We start from the raw sequence: 18,499 nt of genomic DNA, 5'->3' as shown, positions 1-18,499 counted from the left end.
ATGTTTAAATTTGCACACCTGCTAGGTGCCAAAGCCCGCGCTGCTGATGAGCATGACGAGGACGAAAAAGCGCGTAAAGCCAAAGGTAAAAAGGCTGAGGAAGACGAGCGCGACGAAAACGCAGAAGAGGATGACCCTGATGCGCAAGATGATGACGAAGACGACAAAAAAGAAGGACGCAAGGCGAAAAAAGCCAAAGGTAAAAAGGCGGAAGAGGATGAAGACGATACTGAAGAGGATGACGCTGATGCCGAAGACGATGACGACAACAAAGACGTGAAAAAAGGCCGCCGCGCTGAACGTCAACGCGCCGCTGCCATTTTTGGCAGCCAATATGCAGCAGGTCGTCCTGATATAGCGGCACATTTAGCTTTCAATACAACACTGTCTGCAAGTGAAGCCATCAGTACATTGAAAGCGATGGGGAGTCCCGTGACGATGTCGCGTGTCACATTGGACAGCCGGATGCGCGCGGAGCAACAAGTTCGATTGGGGCCGGATGCGCAACAACCCGCGAAAGGCTCAGCTTCCGCACTGGTCCAGCAAATGACCGGTTTATATAACGCTAATAAAGGAGCGAAATAATGGATCAGTATTCCAATAACCCCTTTCAGCCGGGTATGCGACAGTCGGTTTTTGTGCCTGACCAGCTGGTTGCGGGGCAACTGCAACCGGTCACTGATACCGTGGCTATTGCAAAAAGCGGTAAATTGCAACGTGGGGCAGTGCTGGGTCAAATCACGGCGTCCCGTGAGTATGTTCTCAGCAAAAAAGAGGCAAAAGACGGTAGTCAAATTCCCAGCGCCATTTTGGTGGATGACGTCGATGCTACAGAAAATAGCGTCATGGGCGGCGTGTATCTAATGGGCCAATTTAACCAACACCGTATCCTTCATGATCAAAGCTGGTCTTTGCCTGAATTGGCCGTTGAACTCCGTAAATTTTCTCTTTTCCTGCGCGACAGCGTGATCGCTTAATTTAATTTCTAACAGACGTCTCCATGCTGGTCACAGTAGGCATTGTGACGTCTTTAACATGAGAAACAGCATGAATATTTATGATACCAATGTATTAGTGCAGGTTGTGCCAAACCTGATCACCAGCCAGAACTGGTTGCTGGACAAGTTCTTCCCGAACATTGTGGAATCTGACACCGAAGAAGTGTCCATTGACGTGGATGTGGGTTTGCGTCGTATGGCACCGTTTGTCTCTCCGTTAGTAGCAGGGAAACTGGTGGAATCGCGTAAATTTCAGACCAACAGCTTTAAACCCGCGTACATCAAAGACAAACGCGCACCGGATTTACGCAAACCCATTCGTCGCCAGATTGGGGAGCGCATTGGCGGTCAGTACACCGCGGGCGAACGTGAAATGCTCAATATACAATTTGAGTTGGCTGACCAAATCGACATTATTAACCGTCGTCTTGAGTGGATGGCGGCCAGTGCATTAACTTCCGGCACAATTACGGTGTCTGGCGAGGGTTACGAAACGAAAGTGGTGAACTTCGGGCGCTCTGCTGACCTGACGGTTACTCTGAGTGGCAGTGACAAGTGGCCGACAAAGGTTGATGCCGGAAAAACCAATAACCAGCCGACGCTGGACATTGAAGAATGGTCGCAGCGCATCCTGAAGAACTCCGGTGCTGTTCCGACCGATCTAGTATTCACTACGAAGTCATGGAATGCGTTTCGACAGGATACTACCATTACGGATAGCGCCATCAAATTTCCGGCATTAAACCCGTATGGCAACCAGATTAACCCCGGTACACAGGTGCAAAAAGGGGCTGTCTACAAAGGGCGTTGGGGGCAGTTCGACCTGTGGGTGTACAACGATTGGTTTATCGACCCAGTCGACGGTAAAGAGAAACCGATGTTGCCGGAGGGAACGGTCATTATGTCTGGCGCTGACCTGATGGGAACGCGGGTCTTTGGTGCTATTATTGACCCCGCATTTACCTATGGCCCAATGGCCTATGCGCCGAAATCGTGGTTACAGGAAGATCCGGCTCAGCGTTTTTTGATGATGCAGTCTGCTCCGTTGGTTATCCCCAGCCGAGTCAACGCGGCATTATGTGCAACGGTGGTGTGATATGGCGAAAAATCAAAAAGAATCTGTGACAACCGACAATGATTTGGGCGTTTTACCGCCTGAATTGCAGGTTAATCCGACAGAGGGTGTAACTCAGGCTGAAGTTCAGACACAGCCAGAAAAATTTCCCGATGTTGATATTGAAAAGACAACCCAGACTGAACCTGACAACGAGCGCGCTTCTGATGAAGAAGAAACTCCGGAGTTTGTCGTCCTGCAGGGGAATACGGTCCAACATGACGGTGTTGAATATCCTGAAAATTCGGTGATTTATATCTCGGATGCGGATGCAAAGCGTCTGGTTGAACTGGGTGTTATTGCGCGGCTGGATGATTTGAAGGCGCGGCTTTTGTCCGGCAATCTACAGGAGGAATAATGCCAATTGACTGGGATAAACATCTGTTAGCACCGTTGCATCAGCAGTTTGCTGAACGGGTGAACTGGCAGCCTAAAGATGGCCAACCGTATGACATCGTGGGGGTGTTTGATCGTGCTTATGCCCAGCAAATGGAGTCGCTGGACGGTGATAGCAGCATCAATACGACAAAACCCATACTGGGGGTTCGCGATGCTGTATTCAAATCCCCGCCCAGCCAACGTGACCGCGTGTTTGTCTATAGCATCAATACCGAGTTTGTTGTACACGATGTTCAGCCTGACAGTCATGGTGGCACACATTTGTTACTCAACAGGGTGGTGGAAAAATGAATGCAGCACAGTTGCGTAATATGGTCGTGACGGCACTCATGGATAAAACGGATGCGCAGTCCCGTGTTTATTCACCACGCGATTGGTCAACACGCAGTGAGGACTACCCCTGTATTTTGGTGCAAACCCCGTTTGATCATAAAAAATCACTGGGCCGTAATGTCCCGCAGTTTCACACCATAACCACCGTCAGAGTCACCGGCAGGATAGAGGAATTTGATAACGAGACTGATTATGGTGCAGAGCGGGCAGAACTGGCACTGGAGGCATTGCGGGAGCAAATCGAGCGGGCGGTTATTAACAGTTATGAATTGACCCGCGTTGTTCAACAATATGCTGAAATCCGGTCACAAATCGATATTGATGCCAGCGGTGAATCGCATATGGCGCAACTCCTGATGGACATTGATATTGAATATTATCAGGGGCCGGAGGATTTTTACCCGATTGAGCCGCATCCACTGGACGGCATTGATGTCACGATTGCCATGCCAGAGCACACCCCTGAACCCCATATCAGCATTAATCTGGAGTAAATTATGTTTGTTAAACCCGTTGCTGGGCGGCGTGTTCGCTGTCCGGTCAGGGGCGAGTTTTTGCCCGAATCTGGCGCTGAGGTGCCGGATACACTGTTTTGGCACCGCCGATTGAGAGACGGTGATGTGGTCGAATCCATGGCGGAAACTAAACTCGCCAAAAAATCAACGAATCAGGAGAATGAATAATGGCGATCCCGTTTTCCCGTATTCCCAATAATCTCAGGACGCCATTGTTTTTCGTTGAGTTCGATAACTCAATGGCAAACAGTGCCATCGCTACCCAGCGCACGCTCATCATCGGGCAAATGTTGGGCAGTGCAACGGCAGCACCTGATATTCCCGTCCGAGTCTCCTCAGCAGAACAGGCAGCGTCCCAGTATGGTCATGGTTCATTGTTACATGGCATGGTGACGGCGTATCTGGCCAACGACATTGCAGCGGAACTGTGGGTACTGCCATTCAACGATAGCGAGAATATGCTGGCAGCCAAAGGACAGGTGAAAATATCGTCACCGCCGACCAATGCGGGCGTTATTTCTTTGTATATCGCAGGTCAGCGGGTGCAGGTTACTGTGTTGGCCACGGATAATGCGGCGCAGATCGCACAGTCATTGACTACGGCGATTAACCGTAAAATTTCTCTACCGGTGACTGCAACTGCGGCAAATGACACGGTCACATTAACCGCCAAAAATAAAGGGGCGCACGGTAACGGCATTGATATCAGCCTGAATTACCGTGGTCAGGCTGGCGGCGAGGTGGCTCCGGCTGGGCTGGGGTTGGTGATCACTCCCATGACAGGGGGTTCAGGGGCACCGGAACTGAAAAATGGATTGTCCAACCTCAGCGACCGGGCATTTGATTTTATCGTCAATCCCTACACGGACACCACGTCACTGGATGAGATGAAATCGTTCCTGTCAGATACCAGTGGCCGCTGGTCATGGGAACAACAATTGTATGGCCATGCTATCAGTGTTGTCAGCGGAACCTATGGCGAACTGGCTGATGCCGGCGAACGCCGCAACAATCAGCATGAAACGCTGCTGGGCATAACAAAATCACCGACTCCCAACTACATTTGGTCAGCAGCTGTAACCGGTGCTATTGCGCCGAGTTTGCGAAATGATCCCGGCAGGCCATTACAGACACTACCCGTAGCGGGGGTTTTGGCACCGGCAGTAGAATATCAGCTGAACCTGATTGACCGAAATAATCTGCTGCACAGTGGTATTTCAACCGTTACCGTGGCAGATGACGGCACCGTACAGATTGAAAACATTATCAGTACGTACCAGAAAAATCCGTATGGCGATAATGACGACAGTTACCTGCAAATAGAAACCCTGTTTTTGTTGGCATTCGTGTCTCGTTATATTCGTACCCAAATCACCTCTAAATTTGGGCGGGTGAAACTGGTCAGAGACGGTACACGGTTCATGCCGGGTTCGGCCATTGTGACCCCGAATATTGTACGTGCTGAACTCATCGCCCAATACCGGACACTCGAATACAACGGTTATGTTCAGGATTCAGCGGCGTTTGCTGAGGGGCTGCGGGTTGAAATTAATGCCCATAATCCGAACCGCCTCGATGTCCTCTGGACAGGCACATTGATCAACCAGTTGCGCGTATTCGCACTGCTCAACCAGTTCCGTCTGGGACCGACTGCATAAGGAGCAATAATGGGAAACACATCTAACAGACTGGCGGGAACCGCTCTGGTATCAGTGGATGGCATGTCTATCATGGTAGCAGGGGATTTTACCTACAGCCCGTCAACCGTGACCCGCGAAACCCTGACAGGGATGGATTCGGTGCACGGGTACAAAGAAAAACCTGAGCCGTGTTTTATTTCATGTCGGGTGCGTGACAGTGGTGGGACCACGGTCGCAGATTTTAACAAACAGACCAATGTCACCATTGTGGCAGAAATCGCCAACGGTAAAACCATCATCGGTGAGGGCATGTGGGCGGTAAAAACGCAGGAAGTTCGCAGCGAAGATGCGGAGTTTGAGGTTCGCTGGGAAGGAATTTCGGTAACAGAAAACTAGAGGTTATTATGGAAAAGACAAAAATAGTCCAACTCAGCAAACGAATTGAGAGCAATGATGGCAAAGAGGTTTACACAGAAATTTCTCTGCGCGAACCTTGCCTGATAGAAGTTGAACAGTTTTACGAGGCGCAGGCGAAAAATACTAGTAGTTCTCTGCCTGCTATGCGCCTCCTGATTGCATTGGTGTCAGGAGTGCCTGAGACGGTACTGAAAAAGATGGCTATCACCGATTTTAACGTCTGTCGAGAGTTTATGACGGGTTTTTTGGTCTACATTCCCTCCGGGGATGGCAGCAGTTAGCGGCTGATATCACGTATTTTTATCATTGGGGGCCACGAGAGGCTTGGCTCCTGAGTCGCTCCCGTCTGGAATGGTGGTTCCAGCAGGCGGAACGTATAAATAATGTGAGGAGATGATGGCAAATGTATTTGATTTCGAGTTAACTGCCGATGAAAATGCAACAAAAACATTGGCTGATATTGAATCCAAACTGAAACAGTTGAATCCGCTGCTGAACACCACTCGCGACGGGCTACGGCTCGGGGGTAATGAAACACTGGAAAATGCCGGGTCATTGAGTAACAGGTTGCGTGATATGGCACGTAATGCTCAGGATAATGTGCAAAATATTGGTGATATGATCCCCCCGCTGAAAATGTTTGGTGAATTGTCCGGTAAATATCTGGGCATGGGATTGAAGCTGGGCGGTATTGGTGCCGTGGGATACGGCATCACAAAAATGGCGCAACATATCGGGGAGCGCAGCAAACAGGCGTATGATTTAGACGTCATGGCAAAGAATAACAACATGACCACCGAAGAATTTTCCCGATTGTCGGGGGCAATGGTCATACTGGGGGCGAACGCCGATGAGGCGAAATCGTCTGTTGATGGGTTATATCAAACATTCAACGATCCATTGTGGGCTAGGAATGATGCCGCATTAGCACAACTGAATGGTATGGGCGTGTCAATCATCCGTAAGGAAGATGGCACGGCTGATGTGATGAAGACCATGGAAGAACTGACTAAGGTATTTCCCACCTTTTCTTCAGCAAAACAGAAAACAATCTCGGATTTTTTAGGGCTGGATGCCAATACATTGGCGCTATTGCGTCAAGGTGCGCGGTATAAGGAGTTACTGACAAAATCAGAGGTGTTGGGGCTGACGGTTCCAGAGGGATTAAACCAACAGTTAACCGAACTGAACGGAACGCTCAGTCTATTGAACGCCTCTTGGGAGGGATTTAAGCAGCGTTCCAGCAATGCCATGACAAATTTTTTACTGTCTGACGGTTCTATTAATGACGGGTTGAAAGGCGTTAGCGATTTACTGACATATGGACCAGATAATTTCGCTATTACGCGGACATTAGGTTTTACCCGTGGTGATGAATCAGACCAAATGCGATGGGGCTATAATACCCCAGAATTTTATAACGCACTCAGTACGTATGAAAAGACGATGCTGGATTTTGGATTAATGACGGATGGGTATCGCGAAAAATACAAGAAATGGCATGAAAAAAAAGGGAATGAAAAATTAGAGTCCCCGCTAGTGCCTGAACAACAAAAATCCTATAAGGATATTTATAAAGAGCCGGCTAATTTTCCCAAAAATTCTGGGGTGACTGCGCGCGGCATTAGGAACAACAATCCTGGCAATTTAGTTGCGGCACCTAATGCTGTCGGTAAAGATTTTGGGAATCATCACACCTATGTAAAGTTTGCCACAGCCCATGACGGATTATCAGCGATGGCGCGTCAAATTATGCTGGATGCGGAACGGGGACTAAATACGGTATCATCTCTGTTGAATAAATATGCCCCACCGAATAAATCAGCTCCACCGCAGGCTAGGAATAATACCCCAACGTATATTCGCAGAGTTTCCCAACAGGCGGGATATTCCCCTCATCAGCGCATTGATATGCACAACCCAGCAGAGCTGAAAAAACTGATGAGTGCGATGATTACGGTTGAAAACAAATCCAATCCGTACAGTGATAAACAGATCAGTACGGGAATTGCAGAGGCTATTCATGGCGACCGTTGGAAGGGGTTACGTAATCCGAAAAAACTCACGGAGCAACGGCAACAATATAACAATGGGTTAATTGAGGCGAATTTACTCTCATTTAATCAACCTCATGTAGATAAAACGCGAAATTTAACTGAGCAACAAGAGTCCTTGCCGGCTAATGAACCCCGTCTAGGCAAACCGCCTTCCGATGAGCCAAAACAGCCGTTTCCCTCACTCTACGGCAAGAAAAAAGAGGTTGAGTACGAAGTAGAAATAGCCAAAGGCATGGCAAAGGCTGTTCAGGATTCTGTAGGCGATAATCCTCTGCAGGTTGAAATCACACTGGTAAATGATAAGACGGGAGAGCGTCAGGTATTCCAGTCAAAAACAGCGGGGAAAGTGACGACCTCGATGCGGAATCCGTGAAAATAGCTTATATTTTACTCAGTAATGTGATTTATTATATTTTGCATAAACTACAGGAACTGAGTAGAAATGATGACTATATGGAATACATCTTTACTTACTATTGCGTTATTTTTGGTATCTGTTAGTGCAAATGCTGAAAGTAAAGTGCGCTGCGATGCCTATATGGGAGGGAGATATGAAGGATTTGCTTTCCCTCTATCTTTTTCAGGAAAGATCCATAGTGTTGATAATATTGCATGTTATGAAGGTAGGGATATAACTTCATGGGTTGCAGGGGAAGGTATGAAAGTTACCAGTGCCCTTATTCCCAATCCCAAAGAGTCGTTAGCTATTGTTACTATTGAAGAAAAGAACCCGCAGTCACCCAAACCTAAAAGTAGTGTCAGGATAATTTATGTCACTCAAAATGGCTTTCGTGGGAAAAAAGATATTATACGGCAAAGATACACGGAAGACCCAAAAACGACTCTTTCTAACATGAAAATCGTAGGTTATAACCACGAGAAAGGTATCGTTTATTTCTCGGTTCCGGCGTGGGCTGTCAGTCATGCTATACATGATTTCGCAATTCCTTTTGATAATAACTACATAAATATAAAGGAAAAATTCATTACAGACGGTGAATTAACGTTTGTTAACATGTTTAACTTAATAGGTAAGCCAGAAAATAATAAATACATAGGTAGCTTAGTTGTTGAACAAAGCGAAATAAGAGCAGATGAAGGACGTGTATATAACGAATATCTAATTTCTCCAGAAGGAAAAAGAATCTGTGAGCTAGATACAGAAATTGAAGACTGGAAAATGTATCTGCTTTGTAAAAAATAATCCGTAAGGATTTATTTGTACTAACTCAGACTTTAAATATCTCAAGCCGCTTAGCTGCGGCTTTTTAACATTCAAATTTCAGGGGGCAGTATGGCCTTTATACAAGATGCCCTTTCTTCATTGCTGGGCGGTAATGACTCATCGTGGAAATGGTCAGAACATTTACGGCCAGCGTCGTTTCGTGGCATACCATTTGCAGTGGTTTCCGGTGAGAGTGTATTTGGTCGCCGTCAGGCTGTTCATGAATATCCGTACCGTGATACGGCATGGATTGAGGATTTAGGCCGGGCGACACGAAAAATCACCCTGCGCGGGTTTATCATTCAGGACAGTCTGGTTTATCACGCGCCGGATGTGATCACCCAGCGTAAAAATCTGGTAGCCGCGTGTGAGACAGGATCAGCCGGGACATTGATTCATCCAACACTGGGCGAATTAACGGTCAGTGTGACTGAGTCTGGTTTGCGTATGAATGAAAATGTTGAGTTCGGGCGGGTATTTGAATTCACATTAACGGTCATAGAATCTGGATTACAGATTTTTGCTGTTACAAATAGCACAAAATCGGCAACCGAGGTGGGCAAACACTGGCTGAGAACCTATACCACTCTTCTGGCGAAATATGTATCTCTGGTGAGAGGTGAAATTCGCTCAGTCGTGCAGGCCATGAAAACTATCCAGGCCACGGCTGACCAGTGGATTGGTATGGTTATGCGCTCAGTGGACGAGGTAACGAACCTCAGTGATATGTTCAAGACGACATTTGGTAGCGAGCGTTATGGGCGTTATCAGCGCGGGAAAATCGGCGGCACAGTGTCCGGTGCTACGGGAATTAGGTCACATGACAGTCAATACCGTGACGAAACTGAAATCGTTCAAAAAACCACGGCTGCCGTTGTGATGAGCCGTAAATCGATTATTGAGTCCATTAATAGATTTCGAAATTCCTCGACAATTGAGGATTTCAGTCAGGCAGCACATGGGGTTGTAGATTCAATTATTAGTTCAGCCGGTAGTGTAGATGAGAAAATTACTATTTTTGAGAATTTGTCAGCATTTCAAAATACTCGATATCAACAGAGTTTCGTTGATCGTCATGTAACAAACATGACTGTTTTACTGTTGGTCGTATTATCTTCTGGTGCGATGGCCCGAGTTGCCAGTGAGTTCACACCAGCTAATAACCAAGAGGCTAACGAACTGCAACGCCGAGTGTGCCATACATTGGATGCAGCGTTAATAATGTCAGGTGATTTGGGAACGGATGACATCTATCAATCACTGATGTCGCTCAGACATGAATTTATTACCAGTTCAGAGTTGCAGGGAGCGGAATCTGGTCGGCTGACACAATTTAGTTTGCCTGCAGTTCTGCCGGCACTGAATGTGGCCAATCGAATTTATCAGGATTCGTCCCGCAGTGATGAACTACTACAGGCGACCAATCCGCGTCATCCGGCATTTATGCCTCTCAAATTTACGGCGCTGAGGAAATGAAAAAAAATGCGAATGAATTGTCATTGGTTATTGATGGCAAAACGATTTATGGCTGGGACAGCGTTCGTGTGACCCGCGGTATAGAACGACTGCCATCCGATTTTGAACTAACATTAATGGATTATTATCCCGGCAGTCACGAGAAACAATTGGTTGAACCTGGTCAACCCTGTCAGGTATTGCTGGGTGATGACCCTGTGATTACTGGGTATGTTGACATCTGGAATTCCTCCATCAATAAATCAACGCATCAAATCCGCGTTACCGGCAGGAGTAAATGCCAGGATTTGGTGGACTGTTCGGCAAAATGGCCGCAGAACGTTATCTCTTCAGCAACCGCATTACAGATTGCCCAGAAACTAGCGCAGTGGTACGGCATTGAGGTGACATCGGATGTGACAGATATGCAATCTGTGCCTCAATTTACGCTGAACTGGGGGGAATCATCACAGGAGGTCATAGACCGAATTACCCGCTGGTCTGCATTGCTGTACTACGACATACCCGATGGCAATTTATTTTTGACTCGTGTTGGTGATACGGTGGCGGCGAGCGGTGTCGAACAGGGAAAAAATATCGAACTGGCTGACTATCAGTCATCAATGCATGAACGATTCTCTGAATACAGTGGGTTGTCACTGTCAGTAAATACGTTAAATGAACTGTCGAACGGGGATGGTTATCAGGCAGTCACCATTGCTCAATCGAAAGACCCTGAAGCAGAAAAAATGCGATATCGAAATTTCGTGACCATTATCGAGAGTACGTTATCAACATGGGGACGACAGCAGGAGTCGATAAATTGGGAAATGAACCGCCGTTATGGTCGTTCTCAGACGTTGAAATGTCTGGTTGACAGTTGGCGGGATATTAGCGGTTCATTGTGGCAACCCAATACATTAATCCCTATTCATTTGCCTGTTTTCGGGCTGGAGTCAGAGCAGTGGTTGTTGTCAGAGGTGAGCTATGTTCGCAATCGGGATGACGGAACACGGGCAGAATTAACCCTGATGCCCCCGGCTGCGTTTGCCGTTCAGCCGTACGAGTTTTACAGCACAATAATGGAGACACGTAATGGGCGTTAGAAATTTATATCGTCGTGCCATGATGATGTTGGGTCTCGGCAGGGTAACAACCTGTAATGATAATGGTGTGATTCAACGTATCCAGTATCAAACTGAGATGGAGGTTCGTGATAACACAAACCGTATTTCTGAGTTCGGTTTCTCGTCTGGACTACCCACAGGAACCGACGTGGTTCTCGCGTTTTTAGGTGGAGACCGATCCAATGCTGTAGTGATAGGCAGTAATCATCAAAAATATCGGCATATCGGATTAAAATCAGGCGAGGTTGTTGTTTATAACCAGTGGGGATTACATATACTGCTGACAGAATCGGGAATTACAGTGGAGGCGCGGGGTCAGCCTATCACAGTCAATAACGCCTCGACAGTGACTGTTAATGCCTCAACAGAGGTTTTGCTGAACACACCCGTATTACGGGTATCCGGCGATATTATCGATAACTGCAACAGCAATAAAACTACAATGAAACAGTTGCGCGATTCCTATAACAGTCACACCCATCCCGTAACTGGCGTGAAATCGGGCGGCTCTACGGTAACCAGCCAAACGACAGGAGAACAGGTCAAATGAGTGACATTACCTCATCGTGGGATGTAAAAAACATTCATGCCGATTTGATAGTGGGTCGTGGTGATTTGGTCACCGGTGATGATTTGCAAACGGCCATTATTATCAGTTTGTTTACAGACAGGCAGGCTCGTTCTGATGATGACATTGACAGCGCCGATCGCGGTGGTTGGTGGGGTGATAGCGGGGCGGATTATCAAATTGGTTCCCGTTTGTGGTTGCTGCATCGGCAGAAATTGACTACAGCAGTGGCACGGGCCACGGAGGATTACGCAGGTGAGGCGCTGCAATGGATGTTGGATGATGGTGTGGCAAAATCCATTGATATTCGAACTCAGATTGTTTGGCCAAATCGTTTGAATATGGTGATCCGTTATCAACGCCCAGGGCGTGATAATGGGGACCTCCGGTTTTTTTGGGTATGGGAGCGAGATAATGCCGTTTAAACGAAAAACGTTAACCGAACTCCGGGAGCAGAATCGCAGCTATTTGCAATCGGAATTGAACGCTACAGGCCCGTTACTGCGATTTTCTAATATGGGTGTTTTGGCTGATATGGATGCAGGAATGGCACATCTGCATTACGCCTATCTCGACTATATCGCGAAACAAACGACACCGTTTACGGCAACCGACGAATGGTTGGCGGGCTGGGCGGCATTGAAAAAAATATTCCAAAAACCTGCGACAGCAGCACGTTGCGAGCATTATCAATTTACGGGGATGAATGGGCGAATAATTCCTGCTGGCACAATATTGAACCGTGGTGATGGCTATCAATATAAAACCGTTGATGAAATCTGTATTCAAGAAGGACGTGGGCAGGCAATTCTCGTCGCAATATTGCCTGATGTTACCGATGATAACTCAGGTGGAGGTGCAGCCGGTAATGCTCCGGCAGGTACGACATTAACACTGGACCAGAGTATTGCAGGTGTGGATGTTGAGGGTGTTGCAATTGCACCAATAACAGGAGGGGCCAATATAGAGAGCGAGGCCGATTTTCGTTCCAGAATGTTGTTGGCCTATCAGGGGTCTCCCCAGGGCGGTTCGGATGATGACTATAAACAGTGGGCGTTAGCTGTCCCTGGTGTTACGCGGGCATGGGTCAAACCGAGAGCAGCAGGCGCGGGTACGGTGGGCGTATATTTTATGTGTGACAATAATGGGCAGGATGGTTTCCCCATTGGCACCGATGGTGTCTCATCACATGAACCCTATGCCGTTCATGCGACAGGGGATCAACTACGTGTTGCTGATTATATTTATCCGTTACGACCTACGACGGCGTTAGTTTGGGCACTATCTCCGATAAAACGAACAATTAATTTTACCATCAATGGTATTGCGCATGTGGGCACGGAAATCACCCATCGCATTGCAGTGGCCATTGATAATGCGTTGTTTGAGAGCGGAAACCCTGACGGAACGGGGAAAATATTGATATCCGATCTGCAGTATGCCATTGCCGATGTGCCGGGAACGGCTGGGTTTGTGATCACGTCACCGACAAAAAATATTGAACTGACGGTGGGGCATTTGCCTTTACGGGGTGAGGTGAAATACACATGAAACAATATAGCGTCAGTGAATACGCCTCAGCATTAAATGGATTACTGCCTACAGGCATGGCCTGGATTAGAAATTCTGATTCAGTAATGGGTGCGGTGATTAGGGCAATTGCATACAGTTATCATCGTAGTGATCAGGATGCACATTTATTACTGGAGGGCAGTTTCCCTGCAACGGCGACCGTTATGTTGCCGGAGTGGGAAAAATCGCTGGGATTACCGGATGATTGCGCGATTGGCGAAATCGATAGTGTTTCATTGAGACAAAAATCAGTCGTATCTAAATTACTGCTAACAGGTGGCCAATCAAATTCGTATTTCATCGGTCTAGCTGCTGAACTCGGATTCAAAATTACCATTACGGAATTCAGGCAGGCCAGAACGGGTATGTCTGCGTGTGGTGATGCCTTGAACGGGGACGATTGGCCATTTGTTTGGCGAATTAACGCACCGTCAACGACGATTAATTATGCTGTTGCCGGTGGGAACTATTGTGGTGACCCGTTACGTTCGTGGGGTAATAAAAAACTCGAATGCCAACTCAATAAATTGTGCCCGTCTCACACCATTCTGCAGTTTGGCTACAGTCAGTAACAATTAACTCAAATTTTTAAATATCACCTTCATTTAGTGAGGATTTGTTATGCAAAAAATTGGTGATTTAACTAATACCGCTGATAACAATGGTGAATTCACAAACGGCAATGTCGCCGCGGGTGTAGCACCCACAATATTAGAGGCCCCGTGGTTTAATACCGTTCAGCGAGAAATATTGAATGTTTTATCCAAGGCGGGTATTAGGCCAAATAAAAATAATGACGCTCAATTATCAGCGGCCATATTCCAAATAATTTCTAATGGTGCACTCGAAAAATCCAAGAATGGCGCAGATATTCCCAACAAACAGGCGTTTGTAGAAAACCTCGGTTTAGGGGAAGGCTCAGCGTTGCCAGTTGGCGTACCTGTTCCGTGGCCGTTGGAAATTCCCCCGACTGGATGGCTGAAATGTAACGGTTCGACATTCGATAGGGAAAAATATCCGAAACTAACCCGGGCATATCCATCAGGAGTATTGCCCGATTTGCGTGGTGAGTTTATTCGTGGATGGAGTGAGAAAAGAAATGTTGATAGGGGGAGACGACTGCTGTCATCACAGGACGATTCGCTGAAGGCGCATGATCATTTTTTTAGTCATTCATGGGCTGCAACTGGATTTGACTTTACAGGCGGGAGGCATCCTGTTGGTGCGGATGCAGCTGGTTATTTAGCAAATATAGCTATCACAACTGAATATTCAGGGGGTCCTGAAACTCGTCCGCGAAACATCGCGTTTAATTATATTGTGAGGGCTTCATAATGAACAGTGCTGTTTTAGGTAAAAATAATATTGCTACATTGGCAGGGAATATTACTGTTTATAACTATGCTGAGGACACCAGAGAATATTTATCCACTACGGTAGAATATCTGGCGGTTGGTGTAGGCATTCCGGCACACTCGTGTACGGATGACCCGCCTGTAGCCAGTGCAGGAATGGCAATTTGTCGTACTGACGATAATCTAGCATGGGAACGCATTCCCGATTATCGAAGCAAAACAGTGCACCATACTGGAACACGGCAGGCACTGACAATTAACTATATCGGCGAATTAGAACCGGATCATACCCTGTTGGCGCCTAAAACCCAATTTGATAAATGGAATGGTAAACGGTGGGTAACAGATACCGCGGAACAACAGGAATATGAGATACAACAGGCGGAAAATAAACGCCAATCATTACTGCACGCAGCAGAACAGCGGATCGTAATGCTGGAACGTAAAAAACGATTGGAGATGGCAACGGAGCAGGACATTACATTATTGCGGGAATGGGAGATTTACAGTGTCAAACTCACTGATGTAGGTTGTTCTACCGCGCCAGATATTCAATGGCCTGAACAACCGAAGTAAACGGGGCACAGCCCCTATTGCTCTTCAGCCAACTTTCGTTGTTGTTGATTCCAGATAGAATTTTCTGGCATTTGGACACGGACAGAAATAGACCTGCCAGCCGGAATATCAATCAAATCCCCGTCGGAATAACCCTGACGCACATTTTTAGCGAATGCCGGTGCGTTTGGATGTTCTCTGTGATAGGTCATGATTTTTATCGCACCATCGGACAATACCTCATAATTGACCCAAATCAGCGGTAATTTATTTTTGCACATAGGTATTTCAACGCCACCATCGACACCACCCCATGCAGCATCGGCATTGAATCCCAGCACATTTTTGATGAGATAAGCACCCTCAGACAGACGCTCAACCGTTGCGCCCTCGGATTCGTCGTTGGTTTCGAATGTTCCATTACTCCAGATTTTGATGATGGGGGAGGCCGTTTTTAGAAATCCGTCAACCACGGTAGTGTTACTGGTATTCCATAATGCACACCATGTTGGATTGGCGCGTGCGGCTAATGAGTATCCGTAATAAATTTGACCAACAGCGTGACCCGTTAAAAAACCGCCATAGCCCTGACTCATATCACGAGCTCCAATAATGTGCCAATAGCTATGACCGCTCAAACCTGTGGGGAAACCGGCGCTTTTGTCATCCACCAGAACTGAATAACCTACCGGTTTACCCCATTCACCGGATCTTAGTTTCGTACGCGGTGTATACGTTTTACCTAAATTAGTGTTTTCCACTCGCTCCACGGTTTCCACCAAACCGAGGTTTAATGTAAATCAATGTGTCACTGTATGAGGTTGGTAGAATTATCCATTATGGAATGAATGGAGTTTGGTATGGCAAAAATTGGTTATATTCGTGTGTCAACAAATGACCAAAATGGTGCTTTATAAAGAAAGTCCCTAATTAGTACACATTGTGAACAGATTTTCGAGGATAAAACATACAGCCCAATTGGGACCGTGGTCCCAATGTAATTTTTACTGAATTATGAAATCAACTATCATTTTTATTACTATTTTCTAGTAATTTCTCAATCTGTTGTATTATTGAATCGGGAATTTTTGTTTTATCTATCGTTAACGTGAACTGATTACCTCGGTATATTGCACGTGCCCCAGGATTAAAAACTCGCTCTATTGCATCTATATCTTGTTTTTTGTGTTTTATTACTGCATTGCTTAATAATCGGATAATTTCATCTGCACTAAAAATTTCCCCATTTTTTTGTTTTTCAGTTAATTCACCCGTTACTGATAGCATTAATTCATTATCAATTTGGTATGATTTATATAATGAATCCCCTGAACGGGCTGATAATTCACCAGGATGGGAAAATAACGCAATTATTTCGCGAGGAATTTTTGCCGTTGAAATGCAACGTGTAATGATTTTTCGTGAGATATTTTCAGCTAATGCCAATTGTGAAATGCTGCCATCGAATTTAGGCAATAACCGTTCATATCGCCTGCCCCGTTCAAATGCTGATGTTGGACGGTAATCATTCCCAACATTAGAGAGCCACTCCATTTGGTTGTCATCTAAATCACCAACCAGAACAATATAGTCACGCCCAGTCAAAATTGCCGCTTTACGTCGTCGGCTACCGTCAGCAACCTCTATAACTCCCGAAATATCTCGTCCAAATGCAGGATTTTGTTGTCCTACTGTTTTAAATGTCGGTATTATGTCTGATAGTGCATTCTCGTTGAGGAAATCCTGATCTCGTTCATTACCACTCCAAACCATAGTTGATTTGTCAACCATAGATGCAGAGATTGTTTTTAATGTGAACAGAACATTTTGGCCCATCACGGACAGCGTTATTTGATTTCCAGCCATCGCGCTCACTCTGGTCCTTAAATTGTTTACAGATGGAGCTGACGATTGGGCACTAGTTCCGATGTTGCTAGACGGAATGTTGTTCCAGTCTATATTCGGTGCATTTTTCATTTTTGCTCGTTTCATCAGCGTTCTCCTAAATATTTTCCCAACGAGGTTTGATCAGGCGGTTGAATATCTCATCGCACACGGGTTCCCAAATGCGAACGGCATTGCGCCAGGCATGAGTGGTAGAACGTTGGTTAGCCGCCTGTTCAAACACCGTCCTCATCCTAACTTGCCCTTTACCCACCTCATCAGTAACGCGTACCACCTCATTTAATACCATTCCACCAAATGCATGCCTGATTTGTTCATCCATCCATGCTGATTGACTGCCTGACGAGTTGCTATATTTGGTAATTAGCACCCGTAAATCGGGTTCAAATCCACCTAAATCTACCCCATTTAATAAATCCCGGAGCATCGTAAAAAATTGTAGCGTCGACACATAGTCATACAGTTCGGCGGGGGTGGGCACAACTATGACGTCAGCAGCACAAACAACATTAATGGTTCCTATGCCGAGGTTTGGTGCACTATCTAGCACAATAATGTCATAATTATCCCAAACACTCTCAATGGCTGCTCGTAATAATAAATGAGGCTCTGTAGGTAATCGCTGACTGTCAGCTAATGGATAAATTTCAGATTCTATGCGATGAACAGCTAGGCATGATGGAATTATGTCTAAATTCGGCCAACACGTTGGTTTTATTGCATAAAAAGCGTCGCTTTTTTCACCTAAATAGTATGGTAGTAATGTATTGTCAACATGTATGTGTAGATCAGGCACATAACCATGATATAGGGACGCAGTCGCTTGCGGGTCGGTTGCATCAATTAATAGTACACGCAATCCCATTAATGCGAATTTTTGAGCAGTATGAACAGCCGTACTAGTTTTATACGCACCCCCTTTATGGGCTGCGATAGCCAAAACTTGAGGGTCTGAGCCATCGGGACGAGTCAATCTAGTTCCAAAAACATCTCTCATTTCATTTATTTGTTGAATGGTATAACCAGCGCGTTGTTCAACTCTTCCTTTTTTTATCATATCAGGGACAGGTAACCGACCTGACTCTTCTGCTGTTCGTATAGTTGGAGCACTGACACCAACCAATTCCGCTGCTTCCTGAATTCCCCATCGACGAGTGATAGCCCGTTTCTCAGGGCTATCGTCACCAAACTGAGTTTTAGCTATTGATTGGGTCATAGTTTGACCCAACCTAATGCATTCATTCAACCGATTAACTAAATTCAT

The 18,499-nt window shown here is 46.3% G+C and carries 23 protein-coding genes and 1 pseudogene; 21 read left to right on the top strand and 3 right to left on the bottom strand.

Features of this window, described 5'->3' with window-relative positions; all coding sequences use genetic code 11:
* The 20 genes from AC5JQI_RS19760 (at position 1) to AC5JQI_RS19665 (ending at position 15,351) form a co-directional block, all read left to right on the top strand.
* Positions 1–585 carry a hypothetical protein gene (locus AC5JQI_RS19760; protein ID WP_493914889.1) on the top strand — a complete coding sequence of 195 codons (585 nt, stop codon included), beginning with the start codon at positions 1–3 and terminating at the stop codon, positions 583–585.
* Positions 585–977, top strand: a complete 393-nt coding sequence (locus AC5JQI_RS19755; RefSeq protein ID WP_493914888.1) for a head decoration protein — start codon at positions 585–587, stop codon at positions 975–977. The genes AC5JQI_RS19760 and AC5JQI_RS19755 overlap by 1 nt, the downstream gene beginning before the upstream one ends.
* 70 nt (positions 978–1,047) lie before the next feature.
* Entirely contained in the window at positions 1,048–2,094 is a 1,047-nt protein-coding gene (locus tag AC5JQI_RS19750) for a major capsid protein (RefSeq protein ID WP_493914887.1), read from the top strand.
* A 1-nt stretch (position 2,095) separates the two neighbouring features.
* Positions 2,096–2,470 carry a hypothetical protein gene (locus AC5JQI_RS19745; protein ID WP_493914886.1) on the top strand — a complete coding sequence of 125 codons (375 nt, stop codon included), beginning with the start codon at positions 2,096–2,098 and terminating at the stop codon, positions 2,468–2,470.
* A complete protein-coding gene (locus tag AC5JQI_RS19740; RefSeq protein ID WP_237387328.1) occupies positions 2,470–2,802 on the top strand; it encodes a head-tail joining protein in 333 nt (110 codons plus the stop codon). Before AC5JQI_RS19745 ends, AC5JQI_RS19740 begins: the two co-directional genes overlap by 1 nt.
* Positions 2,799–3,338, top strand: coding sequence for an ATP-binding protein (locus AC5JQI_RS19735; RefSeq protein ID WP_237387329.1), 540 nt, complete (start codon positions 2,799–2,801; stop codon positions 3,336–3,338). Before AC5JQI_RS19740 ends, AC5JQI_RS19735 begins: the two co-directional genes overlap by 4 nt.
* A 3-nt stretch (positions 3,339–3,341) precedes the next feature.
* A complete protein-coding gene (locus AC5JQI_RS19730) occupies positions 3,342–3,527 on the top strand; it encodes a DUF2635 domain-containing protein (protein WP_237387330.1) in 186 nt (61 codons plus the stop codon).
* A complete protein-coding gene (locus AC5JQI_RS19725) occupies positions 3,527–5,017 on the top strand; it encodes a phage tail sheath subtilisin-like domain-containing protein (RefSeq protein WP_493914885.1) in 1,491 nt (496 codons plus the stop codon). Before AC5JQI_RS19730 ends, AC5JQI_RS19725 begins: the two co-directional genes overlap by 1 nt.
* A 9-nt stretch (positions 5,018–5,026) precedes the next feature.
* A complete protein-coding gene (locus AC5JQI_RS19720; RefSeq protein WP_493914884.1) occupies positions 5,027–5,395 on the top strand; it encodes a phage tail tube protein in 369 nt (122 codons plus the stop codon).
* 8 nt (positions 5,396–5,403) lie between these two features.
* On the top strand, positions 5,404–5,697 hold the full coding sequence (locus AC5JQI_RS19715) for a phage tail assembly protein (protein ID WP_237387333.1): 294 nt from the start codon (positions 5,404–5,406) through the stop codon (positions 5,695–5,697).
* A 112-nt stretch (positions 5,698–5,809) separates the two neighbouring features.
* Complete coding sequence (locus AC5JQI_RS19710; RefSeq protein ID WP_493914883.1) at positions 5,810–7,846, top strand: hypothetical protein; 2,037 nt, start codon at positions 5,810–5,812, stop codon at positions 7,844–7,846.
* A 69-nt stretch (positions 7,847–7,915) separates the two neighbouring features.
* Positions 7,916–8,677, top strand: coding sequence for a hypothetical protein (locus AC5JQI_RS19705; RefSeq protein WP_493914882.1), 762 nt, complete (start codon positions 7,916–7,918; stop codon positions 8,675–8,677).
* A gap of 90 nt (positions 8,678–8,767) precedes the next feature.
* Positions 8,768–10,174: a DNA circularization protein gene (locus tag AC5JQI_RS19700; protein ID WP_493914881.1), complete on the top strand. Its 1,407-nt coding sequence runs from the start codon at positions 8,768–8,770 to the stop codon at positions 10,172–10,174.
* Complete coding sequence (locus tag AC5JQI_RS19695) at positions 10,171–11,259, top strand: phage baseplate assembly protein (RefSeq protein WP_493914880.1); 1,089 nt, start codon at positions 10,171–10,173, stop codon at positions 11,257–11,259. Before AC5JQI_RS19700 ends, AC5JQI_RS19695 begins: the two co-directional genes overlap by 4 nt.
* Positions 11,249–11,830 carry a phage baseplate assembly protein domain-containing protein gene (locus tag AC5JQI_RS19690; RefSeq protein WP_493914879.1) on the top strand — a complete coding sequence of 194 codons (582 nt, stop codon included), beginning with the start codon at positions 11,249–11,251 and terminating at the stop codon, positions 11,828–11,830. Before AC5JQI_RS19695 ends, AC5JQI_RS19690 begins: the two co-directional genes overlap by 11 nt.
* Entirely contained in the window at positions 11,827–12,273 is a 447-nt protein-coding gene (locus tag AC5JQI_RS19685) for a phage GP46 family protein (RefSeq protein ID WP_493914878.1), read from the top strand. Before AC5JQI_RS19690 ends, AC5JQI_RS19685 begins: the two co-directional genes overlap by 4 nt.
* Positions 12,263–13,399 (top strand): baseplate J/gp47 family protein, encoded by a 1,137-nt coding sequence (locus tag AC5JQI_RS19680; protein ID WP_493914877.1) that lies wholly within the window; start codon positions 12,263–12,265, stop codon positions 13,397–13,399. Before AC5JQI_RS19685 ends, AC5JQI_RS19680 begins: the two co-directional genes overlap by 11 nt.
* Positions 13,396–13,992 carry a YmfQ family protein gene (locus tag AC5JQI_RS19675; protein ID WP_493914876.1) on the top strand — a complete coding sequence of 199 codons (597 nt, stop codon included), beginning with the start codon at positions 13,396–13,398 and terminating at the stop codon, positions 13,990–13,992. The genes AC5JQI_RS19680 and AC5JQI_RS19675 overlap by 4 nt, the downstream gene beginning before the upstream one ends.
* Positions 13,993–14,041: 49 nt before the next feature.
* A complete protein-coding gene (locus AC5JQI_RS19670) occupies positions 14,042–14,755 on the top strand; it encodes a tail fiber protein (RefSeq protein WP_493914875.1) in 714 nt (237 codons plus the stop codon).
* Positions 14,755–15,351, top strand: a complete 597-nt coding sequence (locus AC5JQI_RS19665) for a tail fiber assembly protein (protein WP_493914874.1) — start codon at positions 14,755–14,757, stop codon at positions 15,349–15,351. The genes AC5JQI_RS19670 and AC5JQI_RS19665 overlap by 1 nt, the downstream gene beginning before the upstream one ends.
* 14 nt (positions 15,352–15,365) lie before the next feature.
* Here the strand turns inward: AC5JQI_RS19665 and AC5JQI_RS19660 are convergent, their stop codons facing one another.
* On the bottom strand, positions 15,366–16,091 hold the full coding sequence (locus tag AC5JQI_RS19660) for a phage tail fiber protein (RefSeq protein ID WP_493914873.1): 726 nt from the start codon (positions 16,089–16,091) through the stop codon (positions 15,366–15,368).
* A 99-nt stretch (positions 16,092–16,190) separates the two neighbouring features.
* Here AC5JQI_RS19660 and AC5JQI_RS19655 point away from each other — a divergent pair.
* Positions 16,191–16,295 (top strand): annotated as a pseudogene (locus AC5JQI_RS19655) (DNA-invertase); the annotation flags it as partial.
* Between the two features lie 55 nt (positions 16,296–16,350).
* On the opposite strand, the gene AC5JQI_RS19650 reads toward AC5JQI_RS19655, so the two are convergent.
* Positions 16,351–17,322, bottom strand: coding sequence for a ParB/RepB/Spo0J family plasmid partition protein (locus tag AC5JQI_RS19650; RefSeq protein ID WP_493914872.1), 972 nt, complete (start codon positions 17,320–17,322; stop codon positions 16,351–16,353).
* A 10-nt stretch (positions 17,323–17,332) separates the two neighbouring features.
* A complete protein-coding gene (sopA, locus tag AC5JQI_RS19645) occupies positions 17,333–18,499 on the bottom strand; it encodes a plasmid-partitioning protein SopA (protein ID WP_237387342.1) in 1,167 nt (388 codons plus the stop codon).

It is taken from the genome of Xenorhabdus sp. XBWT, assembly GCF_059072735.1.
This window is presented reverse-complemented; position numbering and strand designations above follow the sequence as displayed.

What these genes read in the sequence shown, in the direction of transcription:
- AC5JQI_RS19760 (WP_493914889.1), top strand. Translation starts at nt 1, where the DNA reads ATGTTTAAATTTGCACACCTGCTAGGTGCCAAAGCCCGCGCTGCTGAT.
- AC5JQI_RS19755 (WP_493914888.1), top strand. Translation starts at nt 585, where the DNA reads ATGGATCAGTATTCCAATAACCCCTTTCAGCCGGGTATGCGACAGTCG.
- AC5JQI_RS19750 (WP_493914887.1), top strand. Translation starts at nt 1,048, where the DNA reads ATGAATATTTATGATACCAATGTATTAGTGCAGGTTGTGCCAAACCTG.
- AC5JQI_RS19745 (WP_493914886.1), top strand. Translation starts at nt 2,096, where the DNA reads ATGGCGAAAAATCAAAAAGAATCTGTGACAACCGACAATGATTTGGGC.
- AC5JQI_RS19740 (WP_237387328.1), top strand. Translation starts at nt 2,470, where the DNA reads ATGCCAATTGACTGGGATAAACATCTGTTAGCACCGTTGCATCAGCAG.
- AC5JQI_RS19735 (WP_237387329.1), top strand. Translation starts at nt 2,799, where the DNA reads ATGAATGCAGCACAGTTGCGTAATATGGTCGTGACGGCACTCATGGAT.
- AC5JQI_RS19730 (WP_237387330.1), top strand. Translation starts at nt 3,342, where the DNA reads ATGTTTGTTAAACCCGTTGCTGGGCGGCGTGTTCGCTGTCCGGTCAGG.
- AC5JQI_RS19725 (WP_493914885.1), top strand. Translation starts at nt 3,527, where the DNA reads ATGGCGATCCCGTTTTCCCGTATTCCCAATAATCTCAGGACGCCATTG.
- AC5JQI_RS19720 (WP_493914884.1), top strand. Translation starts at nt 5,027, where the DNA reads ATGGGAAACACATCTAACAGACTGGCGGGAACCGCTCTGGTATCAGTG.
- AC5JQI_RS19715 (WP_237387333.1), top strand. Translation starts at nt 5,404, where the DNA reads ATGGAAAAGACAAAAATAGTCCAACTCAGCAAACGAATTGAGAGCAAT.
- AC5JQI_RS19710 (WP_493914883.1), top strand. Translation starts at nt 5,810, where the DNA reads ATGATGGCAAATGTATTTGATTTCGAGTTAACTGCCGATGAAAATGCA.
- AC5JQI_RS19705 (WP_493914882.1), top strand. Translation starts at nt 7,916, where the DNA reads ATGATGACTATATGGAATACATCTTTACTTACTATTGCGTTATTTTTG.
- AC5JQI_RS19700 (WP_493914881.1), top strand. Translation starts at nt 8,768, where the DNA reads ATGGCCTTTATACAAGATGCCCTTTCTTCATTGCTGGGCGGTAATGAC.
- AC5JQI_RS19695 (WP_493914880.1), top strand. Translation starts at nt 10,171, where the DNA reads ATGAAAAAAAATGCGAATGAATTGTCATTGGTTATTGATGGCAAAACG.
- AC5JQI_RS19690 (WP_493914879.1), top strand. Translation starts at nt 11,249, where the DNA reads ATGGGCGTTAGAAATTTATATCGTCGTGCCATGATGATGTTGGGTCTC.
- AC5JQI_RS19685 (WP_493914878.1), top strand. Translation starts at nt 11,827, where the DNA reads ATGAGTGACATTACCTCATCGTGGGATGTAAAAAACATTCATGCCGAT.
- AC5JQI_RS19680 (WP_493914877.1), top strand. Translation starts at nt 12,263, where the DNA reads ATGCCGTTTAAACGAAAAACGTTAACCGAACTCCGGGAGCAGAATCGC.
- AC5JQI_RS19675 (WP_493914876.1), top strand. Translation starts at nt 13,396, where the DNA reads ATGAAACAATATAGCGTCAGTGAATACGCCTCAGCATTAAATGGATTA.
- AC5JQI_RS19670 (WP_493914875.1), top strand. Translation starts at nt 14,042, where the DNA reads ATGCAAAAAATTGGTGATTTAACTAATACCGCTGATAACAATGGTGAA.
- AC5JQI_RS19665 (WP_493914874.1), top strand. Translation starts at nt 14,755, where the DNA reads ATGAACAGTGCTGTTTTAGGTAAAAATAATATTGCTACATTGGCAGGG.
- AC5JQI_RS19650 (WP_493914872.1), bottom strand. Translation starts at nt 17,322, where the DNA reads ATGAAACGAGCAAAAATGAAAAATGCACCGAATATAGACTGGAACAAC.
- sopA (WP_237387342.1), bottom strand. Translation starts at nt 18,499, where the DNA reads ATGAATTTAGTTAATCGGTTGAATGAATGCATTAGGTTGGGTCAAACT.